The 13,842-nt window shown below is 26.0% G+C and carries 17 protein-coding genes, 2 tRNA genes and 2 pseudogenes; 17 read left to right on the forward strand and 4 right to left on the reverse strand.

What is annotated here, in order from left to right; genetic code table 4:
- Positions 1-16 precede the first annotated feature (16 nt).
- From infB to AACK93_RS01635, 10 genes and pseudogenes are all read left to right on the forward strand, one after another.
- Positions 17-1,849, forward strand: a complete 1,833-nt coding sequence (gene infB / locus AACK93_RS01590) for a translation initiation factor IF-2 (protein WP_339024844.1) — start codon at positions 17-19, stop codon at positions 1,847-1,849.
- Positions 1,849-2,205 (forward strand): 30S ribosome-binding factor RbfA, encoded by a 357-nt coding sequence (gene rbfA / locus AACK93_RS01595; RefSeq protein ID WP_339024845.1) that lies wholly within the window; start codon positions 1,849-1,851, stop codon positions 2,203-2,205. Before infB ends, rbfA begins: the two co-directional genes overlap by 1 nt.
- Before the next feature lie 744 nt (positions 2,206-2,949).
- Positions 2,950-3,276 (forward strand): hypothetical protein, encoded by a 327-nt coding sequence (locus tag AACK93_RS01600; RefSeq protein WP_339024846.1) that lies wholly within the window; start codon positions 2,950-2,952, stop codon positions 3,274-3,276.
- 2 nt (positions 3,277-3,278) lie between these two features.
- Positions 3,279-3,500 carry a hypothetical protein gene (locus AACK93_RS01605; RefSeq protein WP_339024847.1) on the forward strand — a complete coding sequence of 74 codons (222 nt, stop codon included), beginning with the start codon at positions 3,279-3,281 and terminating at the stop codon, positions 3,498-3,500.
- A complete protein-coding gene (locus AACK93_RS01610) occupies positions 3,500-3,661 on the forward strand; it encodes a hypothetical protein (RefSeq protein ID WP_339024848.1) in 162 nt (53 codons plus the stop codon). The genes AACK93_RS01605 and AACK93_RS01610 overlap by 1 nt, the downstream gene beginning before the upstream one ends.
- 476 nt (positions 3,662-4,137) lie before the next feature.
- Positions 4,138-4,320 carry a hypothetical protein gene (locus AACK93_RS01615; RefSeq protein ID WP_339024850.1) on the forward strand — a complete coding sequence of 61 codons (183 nt, stop codon included), beginning with the start codon at positions 4,138-4,140 and terminating at the stop codon, positions 4,318-4,320.
- Positions 4,321-4,529: 209 nt separating this feature from the next.
- Positions 4,530-4,643 (forward strand): annotated as a pseudogene (locus AACK93_RS01620) (IS3 family transposase); the annotation flags it as partial.
- A 411-nt stretch (positions 4,644-5,054) separates the two neighbouring features.
- Positions 5,055-5,130 (forward strand) — tRNA-Asn (locus tag AACK93_RS01625).
- A gap of 9 nt (positions 5,131-5,139) precedes the next feature.
- A tRNA-Glu gene (locus AACK93_RS01630) sits at positions 5,140-5,215 on the forward strand.
- A 453-nt stretch (positions 5,216-5,668) separates the two neighbouring features.
- Positions 5,669-6,865 (forward strand): annotated as a pseudogene (locus AACK93_RS01635) (IS256 family transposase).
- Positions 6,866-6,982: 117 nt separating this feature from the next.
- On the opposite strand, the gene AACK93_RS01640 reads toward AACK93_RS01635, so the two are convergent.
- Together AACK93_RS01640 and AACK93_RS01645 are read right to left on the reverse strand one after the other, a co-directional pair.
- A complete protein-coding gene (locus AACK93_RS01640) occupies positions 6,983-7,171 on the reverse strand; it encodes a hypothetical protein (protein WP_339024852.1) in 189 nt (62 codons plus the stop codon).
- Positions 7,172-8,224: 1,053 nt separating this feature from the next.
- On the reverse strand, positions 8,225-8,383 hold the full coding sequence (locus AACK93_RS01645; protein WP_339024853.1) for a hypothetical protein: 159 nt from the start codon (positions 8,381-8,383) through the stop codon (positions 8,225-8,227).
- Positions 8,384-8,930: 547 nt separating this feature from the next.
- Here AACK93_RS01645 and AACK93_RS01650 point away from each other — a divergent pair.
- Entirely contained in the window at positions 8,931-10,553 is a 1,623-nt protein-coding gene (locus AACK93_RS01650) for a PQQ-binding-like beta-propeller repeat protein (protein ID WP_339024854.1), read from the forward strand.
- A gap of 475 nt (positions 10,554-11,028) precedes the next feature.
- Here AACK93_RS01650 and AACK93_RS08045 read toward each other — a convergent pair whose 3' ends face one another.
- Together AACK93_RS08045 and AACK93_RS01655 are read right to left on the reverse strand one after the other, a co-directional pair.
- Complete coding sequence (locus AACK93_RS08045; protein WP_422398175.1) at positions 11,029-11,196, reverse strand: hypothetical protein; 168 nt, start codon at positions 11,194-11,196, stop codon at positions 11,029-11,031.
- A 136-nt stretch (positions 11,197-11,332) separates the two neighbouring features.
- Positions 11,333-11,485, reverse strand: coding sequence for a hypothetical protein (locus tag AACK93_RS01655; protein WP_339024855.1), 153 nt, complete (start codon positions 11,483-11,485; stop codon positions 11,333-11,335).
- Here AACK93_RS01655 and AACK93_RS01660 point away from each other — a divergent pair.
- From AACK93_RS01660 to AACK93_RS01685, 6 genes are all read left to right on the forward strand, one after another.
- Complete coding sequence (locus AACK93_RS01660) at positions 11,475-11,687, forward strand: hypothetical protein (protein WP_339024856.1); 213 nt, start codon at positions 11,475-11,477, stop codon at positions 11,685-11,687. The genes AACK93_RS01655 and AACK93_RS01660 overlap by 11 nt on opposite strands.
- 185 nt (positions 11,688-11,872) lie before the next feature.
- On the forward strand, positions 11,873-12,376 hold the full coding sequence (locus AACK93_RS01665; RefSeq protein ID WP_339024857.1) for a hypothetical protein: 504 nt from the start codon (positions 11,873-11,875) through the stop codon (positions 12,374-12,376).
- 462 nt (positions 12,377-12,838) lie between these two features.
- The gene (locus tag AACK93_RS01670) at positions 12,839-13,165 is read left to right on the forward strand and encodes a hypothetical protein (protein WP_215826943.1); all 327 of its coding nucleotides are present in this window, start codon (positions 12,839-12,841) and stop codon (positions 13,163-13,165) included.
- Positions 13,166-13,167: 2 nt separating this feature from the next.
- Positions 13,168-13,389: a hypothetical protein gene (locus tag AACK93_RS01675; RefSeq protein ID WP_339024858.1), complete on the forward strand. Its 222-nt coding sequence runs from the start codon at positions 13,168-13,170 to the stop codon at positions 13,387-13,389.
- Entirely contained in the window at positions 13,389-13,550 is a 162-nt protein-coding gene (locus AACK93_RS01680) for a hypothetical protein (protein WP_339024860.1), read from the forward strand. The genes AACK93_RS01675 and AACK93_RS01680 overlap by 1 nt, the downstream gene beginning before the upstream one ends.
- A 3-nt stretch (positions 13,551-13,553) precedes the next feature.
- Positions 13,554-13,784, forward strand: a complete 231-nt coding sequence (locus tag AACK93_RS01685) for a hypothetical protein (RefSeq protein ID WP_339024861.1) — start codon at positions 13,554-13,556, stop codon at positions 13,782-13,784.
- The last annotated feature ends 58 nt before the right edge of the window (positions 13,785-13,842 follow it).

Genomic DNA, 13,842 nt, shown 5'->3' on the forward strand with positions numbered 1-13,842 from the left:
TAGGGGTGGTGATTGTATGAAAAAAAGTAATCAAAGAAAAAAACAAACAACAGTTATTAAAAATCAATTAAAAACAGGAAGTGATTCACATCTTGATAATGGGATTTTTATTTTTAGTGAACCATTATCAATTATTGAATTTTCTAAAAAAACAAATATTCCTGTTGCGCAAATTATTAAATATTTTTTTAATAAAGGACAAATGTTAACACAAAATCATTTTTTAAATGAAGAATTAATTGGTGAGTTATGTTTAGAATTTGATTTAGATTTTAAAAGGGAAACTGTTATTACCCATCAAAATTTATTAGAAAATTTAGATATTATTGATGACGTTAATGAATTAAAAGAACGACCACCGGTTGTTACTATTATGGGACATGTTGATCATGGTAAAACAACTTTGTTAGATAATATTAGAAAATCTAAAATTACTGAGAAAGAATTTGGTGGTATAACACAGCATATTGGTGCATATCAAATTAAAACAAAGGATAATAAAATTATTACTTTTTTGGATACGCCAGGACATGAAGCATTTACGCAAATGCGTGCTCGGGGTGCTAAAATTACTGATATTGTTGTATTGGTTGTTGCTAGTAATGATGGTGTTATGCCACAAACTAAAGAAGCAATTGATCATGCTAAAGCTGCTAATGTGCCAATTATTGTGTTTGTTAATAAGATGGATTTGTCTTCTGCTAATGTGAAATTAATTATGAAAGATTTAGCAGCTTTAGATTTAATTTCTGAAGAGTGAAATGGTAATACAATTTTTGTTAAAGGTAGCGCTTTAACTGGTGCAGGAATTAATGAGTTATTAGATGTAATTTTATTATTAGCGGAAATGCAAAGTTTAAAAGCTAATCCAAGTCGTTTCGCTAGTGGAACAGTTATTGAGGCACACTTAGATCGTAATGTTGGTCCGGTTTGTACATTGTTAGTTCAAAATGGAACTTTAAAAATTAGAGATGCTTTAGTAGCGGGGGGGGCTTTTGGTCGAGTTCGCGATATGAAAAATGATCGTAATGTTATTATTAAGGAAGCAACACCTTCAATGCCAATTGAAATTCATGGTTTAGGTTTTGTTCCTAAGGCTGGTGATCCGTTTATGGTGTTTGGTGATGATAAGTTGGCTCGTGAAGTAGCATTATCAAGAAAAATTCAAGATGAAATTAATGAGCGGAGGAAAACTAAAACTTTAAATTTAGAAAATTTATCTGATGAAATTGCGACTGGTAATTTAAAACATATTGATACTATTTTAAAGACTGATACTCAGGGAAGTTTAGAAGCTTTAAAACAGTCATTAAGTAAAATTAAAATTGATGACATTAGTATTAGAATTATTCGTTCTTCAGTTGGAACAATTAGTGAATCAGATATTACCTTGGCTGTTGCTTCAAAAGCGTTAGTTTATGGTTTTAATGTGAGACCTAACTCTGTTGTTCGAAAATTGGCATTAGATGAAGGCATTGAGATTCATCTTCATAATGTTATTTATAAAGTAATTGAAGAATTGCAACAAGCAGCAAAAGGTTTATTAAATCCGAAGTTTGAAGAGATTGTTTTAGGACAAGCTGCTGTGCGACAATTATTTCATTATTCTAAGGTTGGGGTCATTGCTGGTTGTATGGTTATTGAAGGTGTTATTAGTCGTCAAAGTAAAGTAAAGGTTTTACGAGATGGTATTGTTATTTATGATGGTGGTTTATCATCTTTAAAACATCAAAAAGAAGATATTAAAGAATCACGACAAGGAACAGAATGCGGGTTAACTATTAAAAATTTTAATGATATAAAAGAAAATGATGTTATTGAATCTTACTTATTGAAGGAAATTAAGTAATGGCAAATATTAAATTTCAACGACTCCAAACTACAATTCAACTCTTGCTAACAAATATTTTGCAAAAAAAAGTTAAGGATGAGGTTTTACAAAAATTGATAATTATGGAAGTAAAATTAAATAATGATTGCACAATTGCTAAAGTATATTATGATTCTTTGGTTTTTCAAGAACAAAAGCAGATTATTGAGTTAGCGATAAAACAAAATTTGTGATTGATCCGAAAAAAATTAGGTCAACAATTAACGATTTATAAAGTTCCGCAATTAATTTTTGTTTATGATCAATCATTAAGTGAAAGTAGAAAAATAGAAGATATTTTAAATAAAATTAAAAAAGATTCTTCTAACTTTTAAACAGTAATTTTTTAAGAATTATTGTAATCGTGCTTTTTTTGTTATTATTACCTTGTTATTTATTATGATAATTAAGGTTGTAAATGGGGTATTTGGTCATTGTGATAAAAAAATGTTTTCTTAGATTAGAAAAAAATTTGTTCTCATTCATTACTATTATTAATCTTTTTGCTTGTCAGAAAAGTGAAATTATTTTATTTGGTGATTCTAATTCAGTAATGGACTTAATGCTTATGGACGCATAAAGTTTTGTTGGGCGGGAAAAGATTTGAATAAGTATTAAGGCATTCAGCAATGATTGTCTTTTTATTTTATAAGGTGTTAAAAATTTGTTCTTTAAAAATTAAATACAAGCGAATTAATAATGTTGGTATGTATTAAAGCACGATAAATTGTGGGTGGTTGCCATAACCAAAAGAAAAGTTTACCGGTTAATAGATAACATCCTATTAGCTATAGCAATTTGTTTCGTTTTGCAATAAAAAAATGAATGGGGCGGATTTCCTAAAAATATACACGCTATTAAATTAGTTCCAAGGGGGAAGGGGGGGGCGAATGTTAAAATGTAGAAATTTCTATATAAGGGGGGGGTGTGCGGGTATACTATGTTTAAAATTATTAAAATCTTTATCTAATTAAAAAGCAAAATTTACTAGCAAAGCTTTTTAAACACTTAAATCTGCGATATTTAAGTGTTTAAAAACTAAGTTAATTAACTTAGTTAATGATGAAAGGAACTTTATTATGAAAAACATTGAAAATGTTTTCTTAAATACTAAGAAATATGTTTTAAAAGAAACACAAAACGCAATATTTATTAAAGCGCCAAAAATACCATGATTTAATAAACAAATCGGTATTTTGTTTCCAAAGCGATTTATTTATAAAGAAAAATATGAAAATTCTATTTGTATCGGAATAATAAAAGATAATAAATATCAAGTAATTTCAATTAATCAAAAAGAAAAAGAAACCAAATTAATTAAGGGACAAGAATTATTAGGTTTTTTCATTGCTGAAAAAGAAAACAACAAAAAAGATATAAATTATAACTATTTTAAAGGAGTTTAAAAATGAATATTGTGATTGGAACAATATTTATTATCATTTGCATAATGCTATTGGCATATTTTGCTTATAAAATTTATGCCAAAATAAAAATGCGAATTAAATATAAAAATGCCATTAAAAATAATACTGGTAATTTCATAAAAGACGAAAAAGTATTTATTGCTCGCTTTGAGGAATGAGTTAAAGCTCCTAATTCAAAAGAAAATAACGCGGATAAAAAATAATGTTTTGAAAAATTATCATGGAATTCTTAAAACTGTTTGTTCCGATAGAAAAAATGCCTGCACAAGTTGCGTTTATTGCCGGATTAATTATTATCATTACTTTTCTTTTCGCCTTAATTTCAATTATGTATTTACCGATAAAAATGATTTTTGGGCGATAAAAAATGAAAGTAAATTTAAAAGAATTTAATTGAGAACAAATTAAACAAACTTTCTGAGATTTATTTATTCAAATTACAACTATTCCGGCTCACATTACTCATTACTGGTGGTAAAGAAATTAAATTAACCGAAGCACCACTTTGACTTTTAATAGCAAACATTGTTTTTTGATTCTTAACAGCGATTATGGTGTGATTTATTTTAATGCCACTTTGAAAAACCATATCAATATTTAGAGATAGGGAAAAAATTAATGTCAAGAAGTTACATTGTGATGCATTCTCAAAGAAATTCAAAATTAATTAGGAAAAAATATAATCGTGTTAAGGTTAATCGTGGTTTTAACAAATTTAAGAAAAACTTTGAATATAAATGATGAATGCTTTAAAGAGAAAGGGGGCGATTATATGATTGGAACTTTCTTGGCCAATGCCGCCCACCAGCAACAGTAGAAAAAATAACAGCTAGTGATGCGGTGCCTAAATTATGAAATGCAATTATAACGGCGTTTACTAAAATGTGAGAAATTATTGCTGTTAATATGCCACAAGTCGGTAACTTTTTTGCTGATTACTGAATCTTCATTTTTTCATTTATTTTGGCAATATTCTTTATTTGCTTTAAAATGTTTGAAAAATTACTTGGCGCAGTCCGCTAACAAAAAAAGTGAGGTGCAAGATGAAATTTTGCAAATGAATAATAGAAAAAAATAATCATTTTATTGAATTAAATCGCACCTCATTTTTAATTTTATGACATTGCGGAGCAATTTGATATATTTACAACGGTTATTTTAAAAACATTGTAAGCTATTTATTTTTAGCAGGTTGTATTTTAATTTTTCTTTTTAAAATCGGTAATTTAACACAATTAAAATGCGAACTATTTGATTTTGTTAATTGATACAACAATATTCGAATTCACGGCAGCTTAAATTATTTAACACCCGTTGAATTTAGGAAATGGCAGTCTACAAAAAAGTGTCCTAAAAAGGGTTGTCATACCAGGGTTGCCAATCCAGAAATATATAAAAATTCATTATGAAATAAATACAATAATAAAAATGATGATAGTTGAATTAATAAAGGTAATATTGTAAATTCACAAATAAATATAATACATTTAAGTTAAGTAAAAATATAAATTAATATATATTAGTGAAAATTTAAAATTTTTTATTGTGTGAAAATTCAATAATATGATAAAATCATGATGGATAAAGATGACAATAACAAGAAAGGTATGGTTAGTTTAGTAATTAAATAATATAGTTAGCTGATTGTTTTACTTCTTCAAAACAATACCTAAGAAAACTAAACGCAACCAATGCTTTGGTTGCAAAAAAAAATTAAAAGTAAATACAATTATTTAAGATGATTGAATTAAACAATTGCCTAGTTAGCTCAGTTGGTAGAGCAACCGGCTGTTAACCGGTAGGTCGTAGGTTCAAACCCTACACTAGGCGCCATTATTTTAGGGCCCGTTGGTGAAGCGGTTAACACACACGCCTTTCATGCGTGCATTCACGGGTTCAAATCCCGTACGGGTCACCATTAAGTGATATAAATAGTCTAATTTTATAATAAAGTTGAATTTTTTTATTTTTATAATAATTTATTGGTGTTGTTATTTTTAATAATTTTATTTTGTAATAAGTTAAGAAATTTAGTCTAAAAATATGTTGGTAATAAAGGGATGTTGTTTAGGACGCATAAAGTTTTGTTAGATAGGAAGGAAAAGGTTTAAATAATTTTTAATGACAATCAACAACAATTTAATTATCATTTTATTTAAAAAATAAGTAATAAAACAAAATATTTAATATCAACAAACAAAATCTCAATAAAAGGTTATAAAAACTAAGCAAAATACTTATAAAAAAACATTAAAATAATTTTTTATTTTAATTTTTTAAAAAAGGGACTGCACAATTTAACTGTGTCTCTAAGTAATTAACTTAAATTCACTTTGTCTTCAAATTTTACTTCTAAAAACCCCCTGATACAATTGATAAAGTTGTTGATTATTTTTTAGAAAATATTGATAATCCACAAGATTTATTTAAAGGCAATACTATTTTTCAGGAATTTACCAAAAAATTAACTGAACGAATGTTAAATATGGAAATTAAAGATCATCTTGAAACTGATGAGAATCATAATAAAAGAAATGGCAACACACAAAAAACCATTATTACTTAAAAATGGTTCAATCGTAATTGATGTACCACGAGATCGAAATAGTACTTTTAAACCAGTAATTATTTCAAAAAGACAAAGAAAATTTAATAACTTTGATCAAAAAGTAATTTCTTTATATGCAAGAGGAATGACAATTTCTGATATCAAAGCACAATTGCAAGAATTCTATCACGGAGCAGAAATTTCAGAAAGTTTAATTAGTCAAATAACTGATGATGTTATTGAAGAAGTTAAAATGTGACAAACTAAACCTTTAGAGAAGATTTATCCGATTGTTTATTTTGATTGTATTGTTGTGTTGTTAAAGTAAAACAAGATAAACGAATAATAAACAAAGCAGTATATCTTGCCTTAGGAATTAATATAAATGGCTTAAAAGATATTTTAGGAATGTGAATTAGCGAGAATGAGGGAGCCAAATTTTGACTGAATAATAATCTTACGGAAATGAAAAATCGCGGATTACAAGATATTCTTGTTGCTTGTAGTGATAATTTAACAGAAATGTCTGATGCAATAGAAGCTGTTTTTCCAAAAACACAGCACCAATTATGCATTGTTCATCAAATTCGTAATAGTTTAAAATTTGTTCCTCACAAAGATCGCAAACTGGTAGCTAATGATTTAAAATCAATTTATACAGCAATTAATGAAGATACAGCCTTACTTGCTTTAGACAATTTTGCTGAAAAGTGAGATAAAAAATACCCCCAAATTACTAAATCATGAAAAAATAACTGAGATAATTTAATAATTTTTCTTGAATATCCTCAAGAATTTAGAAGAATTATTTATACAACTAATACAATAGAGTCTGTTAATAGTCAACCAAGAAAAGTAATTAAAAATAAAAAGATTTTTCCTAATAACGCATCAGTTTTTAAAATATTTTATTTAGCATTTCAAAATATGGTTAAGAAATGAACAATGCCAATTCAAAATTGGGGTAGTGCAATTTCACATTTAATGATAAAATTTGAGGACAGAGCAGAGTGAATTTAAGTTAATTACTTAGAGACACAGTTAATTGTGCAGTCCCATGACTTTATCATATTATTGAATTTTTACACAATAAAAAATTTTAAATTTTCACTAATATATATTAATTTATATTTTTACTTAACTTAAATGTATTATGTTTATTTGTGAATTTACAATATTACCTTTATTAATTCAACTATCATCATCATTTTTATTATTATATTTATTTCATAATGAATTTTTATATATTTCTTTTCTGATTTCTATTTCTGAATTAATACTTTCATTAATGTAATGTAATACATTTAATTTGTTTAAATTTGCCATTCTTAAATGTAATAGTTTATTCAGATTCTTATGATGATATATTTTTACTCCATATCCTAATTGTTGTTTTACTAAATGCGATACATCACTTTCAATGATACATGCTACAACCGATATTTCATTCTAAATTTTGATGATGAATCTCCTGCTTATTATTACTGAAATAATTACTCGCCTTTCTTAAATTTTTTTTAATATCTTTATTTAATTCATTTTTAACAACATTACGAATAATTTTGATTAATTCTTGATGATTTCCATTTTTATATAATTTAATTCAACTATTTAGTGTTACTTTGCGATTTTCAAAAATAATATTAAATGCCGTTTGTTTTAATTTTTTAATAGTGTGATAACCATCTAAAATATATTTAACATTACCAAAAATATTGGCAATTTCTCTAATTCAAGTATCACCATCGCCACAAACAATTATTTTGTCATAATTAATATTTACATAATGTTTTTGTAATTCTCTAATTAATAAATCACGATATCCATCGTATCTATTCGCTTACCAACTTTTAACATTAGAAAATGATCTCGTTTGTTTTCTAATTTTCTACGAAAATTTTTGTATTTTTTTTCTTTATGTCCGGTATGAGAAGTAACTAAACGAATTCTTTGCTCTTGTTTAACTTTCTGATCTAATATCGCTAAAAATGTCTCATCTAGTTGAATATATAAATTCTTATTTTTGACATCAATTCTAGTTTTAGTTTCTTTTTCTACTAGTTGGGGAAATATTCGGCAATATCATATTTATTTAAAATACTTGAAATACTAGCTTTTGAAATATAATAATGATTTAGAATATCTAAAACATCGCGATCGCGTTTACCATCACCCAGAGGACTTAAAACTTTAAATTGGACATCAAAATAAATGCGTTGTTTAGGTAATAGGCCAATTTCTCTTTATCTAACAAACATACATATTCAAATTTACCTGATTTTTGATTTCAATATTTATATCGGCGTCGTTTAAAAATAACTTCACCAAAAATTGTAATAATTGTTCTTAAAGCAAAATCAACTACTTTATAACCTTATTTTAACCGATAATGATATTTTTATATAAGTATTCATCTAATTTTTCATATTCATTAGCCAATTGTTCACATTTATTGGTGTACATATTTTTGTGAGTTTTAAATAAGTTTAATCAATGCTTGTTTTCTAAGGTTTTTACATTATTATTAATTTCTAACATAAAAAATCACCTTTCTTGGTATTAATTTTAATAAAATTTAATTTAGTTGGTTTTTCATTTTCAATGACTTAAAAAAGTAGAATTTTTTTATTTGGTGTTATATGGACGCATAAAGTTTTGTTAGGTAGGAAAAGGTTTAAATAATTTTTAATAAAAAGCAACGACAATTTAATTATCATTTTATTTAAAAAATAAGTAATAAAACAAAATATTTAATATCAACAAACAAAATCTCAATAAAAGGTTATAAAAACCAAGGAAAACGCTTATAAAAACAACATCAAAATAAGTTTTTACAACAAAAATCATACATAATAAATATATAATTAATTTTCATATTGAAATAGTTTATAATAAATAATTATTTTTTCTTTTTTTAAAAAATACCTAAGAAAAATAAACGCAACCTATCCTGAAAAAGTGATAAAAATTTTTATTTGATAGTTTATAATTAATTTGTATTAAGTAAACTTTACAAATTTGAGAAAGGTGTTGATTTTTTAATAAATTTTTATTAATAAAAATTCACGAAAGGAATTTAATTAATATGAAAAAATTCCTAGAAATTTTAGGAATAATAACAATAGCCGGAAGCGGAATTTCTGGCATTGTTGCCAATAGTCCTTATCAAAAACAAAAAACTAATTTAGAAAGCATAAATTATAAAAGACAAAAACGAAGTAATAACGAAAATAATAGAATAAATAGAACAAAAATTGTTATTAGAACAAATTGTGCAATTTTTTTTAATGAGATTAATTTAAATAATAAATTATATTTTAGTTCGAGAGGTGGCAATATTTATGAGTATGATCCGGCAACAGGAAAACAAAAAATTGTTATTAGAACAAATAATCAAATTTGATATTCTGGCGTGGTTTTAAATAATAAATTATATTTTGTTTCAGATGATAATAATGTGTATGAGTATGATCCAGTAACAAATCAACAAAAAATTGTTATTAGAACCAATGATAAAGTTTGATCTTCTGGTATGGTTTTCAATAATAAATTATATTTTGGTTCAGATGATAATAATGTGTATGAGTATGATCCGGCAACAGGAAAACAAAAAATTGTTATTAGAACCAATGATAAAGTTTGATCTTCTGGTGTGGTTTTCAATAATAAAATATATTTTGGTTCATTAGATAATAATGTTTATGAGTATGATCCAGTAACAAATCAACAAAAAATTGTTATTAGAACCAATGATAAAGTTTGATCTTCTGGTATTGTTTTCAATAATAAATTATATTTTGGTTCATGAGATCATAATGTGTATGAATATAGTGAATATTATTTAAATTCAAATTTAGGAAAAATTAATGATAATTCTGATAAGGCAATATTAAATGAATTAAATTATTTAAATCCTGATTTAGATATATCACAATTAGAAATTATTAACAAAACAAATAATTCAGCGATAGTAAAAATAAAAGATAATTTAAATAATGATAATAATATAAAAATACATTATTCGATTGATAATCAACAAAATAAAATTATTAATTTAAATAAGTTGATTAAAAAAGTAATATTTTTTAAGTTTCGAGATGAAAAACAAAATTTAATTTTTAAAGAAATAAAAAATATTAATATTGATAACTTAATGTTTTCTACGATTGAAGTAACCAGTGCTTCAGATTCGTTAAAATCAATTGATGAAAAAGCTGTTTGTTTTGAACCAGTTAATTTTCCTAATATCTCTTCAAATATACAAAAAATTAAAATACCATCATGTAGTTATGAAGCTAAGGCAAAATATTTATTTCAAATTACCACAGGATTAAACATAAATAACTCCAAAAATATAACTAATGGATGAAATTTAAATATTGATGATGAAATGATATTAACCGATTTTACAATTTGAAATAAAAAAACTTCTGAAATTAAAAATACATTATCAAAGGATTTTGATTTGTCAAACATAAATAAACAAGAACAAGAATTAATTTTAAATCGTGATTTGTTGCATTCACCAGAACAAGAATTATCTGTGGACCCAAAACAACGTCTTATAGCCCAATATGTAATCAGATTACTTTCAATTAAAACTAATTTATATTTAAAACAAAAAATTAACGGAACAATTACTGCTAAAATAATTGATGATAATAATAAAGAACAAACAATCACCTTATCAATTACAGAAGCAATGTAAATATTACAAAAATATAGTTTATTGCCCAACGAAATTACTATTAACAAAGATAATGGTGTAACTTTTAATGGCAAAGCAATAATATCAAGAGCAAGCGAAAGCAACCGCAAGCCAACTTTTAATTTTTATCCAATTTAATAAAAAATATTAAATTTATTACAAATAATTGGTTTGTTAACAACTTGTAAAAATAAGAAAAATATTCCAACCAGTAATTAAAATTACTGGTTTTTATTTTGTCAAAATAGAAAAAATGAAAAAGTTATTAGTTGTTTATTTATTAAATTAAGACATCTAAACAAGTGGGATCAATTTGAATTTTTTTAATAAACAATTTGCCACTTGAAAGCGTGGTTTTAAAATAGCATTCACCAATTTTAAGGGTTTTAAGGTAATTGGGGTGGACAATAAACTCATCAACTGAATGCACCGACCCCCATATTGGTGGTGTTATTTTGGAAATCAATTTGGCGAGTTAGTTTTTCGGTTTCTCGGGCGCCGCGAAGACACTAGCGATGTATTCGGCCGTATTGGGGTCTTTGATGTTATGACAAATAATAGTGTTGACATTACCAAAAATCGTATCAGTTAAGTTCATGTTATTTGTTTTTAAGTCATTGATTGTTTGAAATGACAAAAACACTGATAATTAAATGCCCGCGATTTATTAATCAAGTTGATAATGGTTTCGCCGGCGAAACCATTAAACTCATCTAAAACAATATTGATTTTTTGATTAATTGGTTTTAGCGTGGTTAATTCTTTTAAGTCTTGGACAATTATTTTTCCACCCCGCTTGCCAGTTTTGGGTACATCAACGAATTAATACTAAATAAAACTGTTTTATGATTAGTAATCAATTCTAATAAACTATTGTGATTACCAAGATTTTTGCTTAATTGCATATTAATAATATCAAGTTTGCTTAACATTCCTAGTATTAACAACAGCGATTACAAAAATGTTTTTGATGAAATCTATGAAATCCTTGGCAATTTCTTCGCTAGTTTATTTTATGCTACTTTTGATATGGATGAAAAAACTCATACCGAAATCGGTTTTAAAGGCGTAGATAACTATAAGAAGGACCACTGGACCACTTTATTCAAATTGGTTTCTTTTACCGCTCGTTAATTACCTTTTATCCCAAAAAATATTTAATCAATGTTACTGGTAATTCAGAATTACTACTAAGAAGTTATTTTTTTACTTTTGACAAAAAAACACACCAAAGAAATTATAACGCTATTAACAACAACAATAGCATTTATCAAATTGATTTTAATGTTCTTAAATCTTATGACAATAAACTCATTACCTTGCCGACCGGCAGAAGCGCTAATAGTATTAATTATCTTAACACCGACATTGATATTCGCTACGGTATTAATATTTTTACCTTAACATTCCCGCTTTATCACAAAGGAAACAACTCTAACTACAATTTTAAAATCTATGATTTTAATGTCTTAAATTCCACCGCGTTTATTCCGGGCGGTTCAACCAACTCAGAATGAGACGACTTAATTCCCCCGGCAAATTGTAAATATTCCGGACGGTGAATACCCACATTTAATGATATTGGTTGTGCCATTCAGAATGCGGGTATTAAAATGATTAACTGAATGCTAACGGCTTCACAAATCATTACCATTTTACGACCATTAGCAATTATTGCGAAAGCAACAGTTAACTTTTCAACTGCTATTTTTCCAGTTTTTAAAACGGTGCCCGCCTTTTACTATACCTTTCAGTTTTTAATCGGCTTTGCCAGGACGCATAAAGTTTTGTTAGGTGGGAAAAAAGATTTGAATAAGTATTAAGACAGTCAGCAATGATTGTCTTTTTATTTTATAAGATGTTAAAAATTTGTTCTTTGAAAATTAAATACAAGTGAGTTAATAATGTTGGTATGTATTAAAGCACGATAAATTGTGGGTGGTCGCCATAACCAAAAGAAGTTTACCAGTTAATAGATAACATCCTATTAGCTATAGCAATTTGTTTCGTTTTGCAATAAAAAAATGAATGGGTGGATTTCCTAAAAATATACACGCTATTAAATTAGTTCCAAGGGTAGGATGCGGACATTAAAGTGTAGAAATTTCTATATAGGGATATACTAAGTTTAAAATTATTAAAATCTTTATCTAATTAAAAAAACAAAATTTACTAACAAAGCTTGTTAAACACTTAAATCTGCGATATATAAGTGTTTAAAAAACTAAGTTAACTAACAACTTAGTTAATATAACTTAGTTTATTCATAAGAAAGGTAATTTATTATGAAAAACATTGAAAACATTTTCTTAAATACTAAGAAATATCTTTTAAAAGAAACACAAAACGCAATGCTTATTAAAGCACCAAAAATTCCATGATTTAATGAACAAATCGGCATTTGGTTTCCAAAGCGATTTGTTTATAAAGGAAAATATGAAAATTCAATTTGCATTGGAATAATAAAAGATAGTAAATATCAAGTAATTTCGATTAATCAAAAAGAAAAAGAAACCAAATTAATTAAGGGACAAGAATTATTAGGTTTTTTCATTGCCGAAAAAGAAAACAATAAAAAAGATACAAATTATAACTATTTTAAAGGAGTTTAAAAATGAATATTGCGTTTGGAATAATATTTACTATTATTTGCATAATGTTATTGGCATATTTTGCTTATAAAATTTATGCCAAAATAAAAATGCGAATTAAATATAAAAATGCCATTAAAAATAATGCTGGTAATTTCACGAAAGACGAAAAAGTATTTATTGCTCGCTTTGAAGAATGAGTTAAAGCTCCTAATTCAAAAGAAAATAACGCGGATAAAAAATAATGTTTTGAGAAATTATTATGGAATTTTTAAAACTGTTTATTCCGATAGAAAAAATGCCTGCACAAGTTGCGTTTATTGCCGGATTAATTATTATCATTACTTTTCTTTTCGCATTAATTTCAATTATGTATTTACCAATAAAAATGATTTTTGGGAAATAAAAAATGACGGTAAATTTAAAAGAATTTAATTGAGAGCAAATTAAACAAACTTTCTGAGATTTATTTATTCAAATTACAACTATTCCGGCTCACATTACTGGTGGTAAAGAAATTGATTTAACCGAAACACCACTTTGGCTTTTAATAGCAAACATTGCTTTTTGACTCCTAACAGCGATTATGGTGTGATTTATTCTAATGTTACTTTGAAAAACAATATCAGTATTTAGATAGAGGCAAAAGTAATGTCAAGAAGTTACATTGTTGTGATGCATTCCCAAAGAAATTCAAA

This window comes from Spiroplasma endosymbiont of Agriotes lineatus (assembly GCF_964019485.1).
GTDB lineage: Bacteria > Bacillota_I > Bacilli_A > Mycoplasmatales > Nriv7 > Nriv7.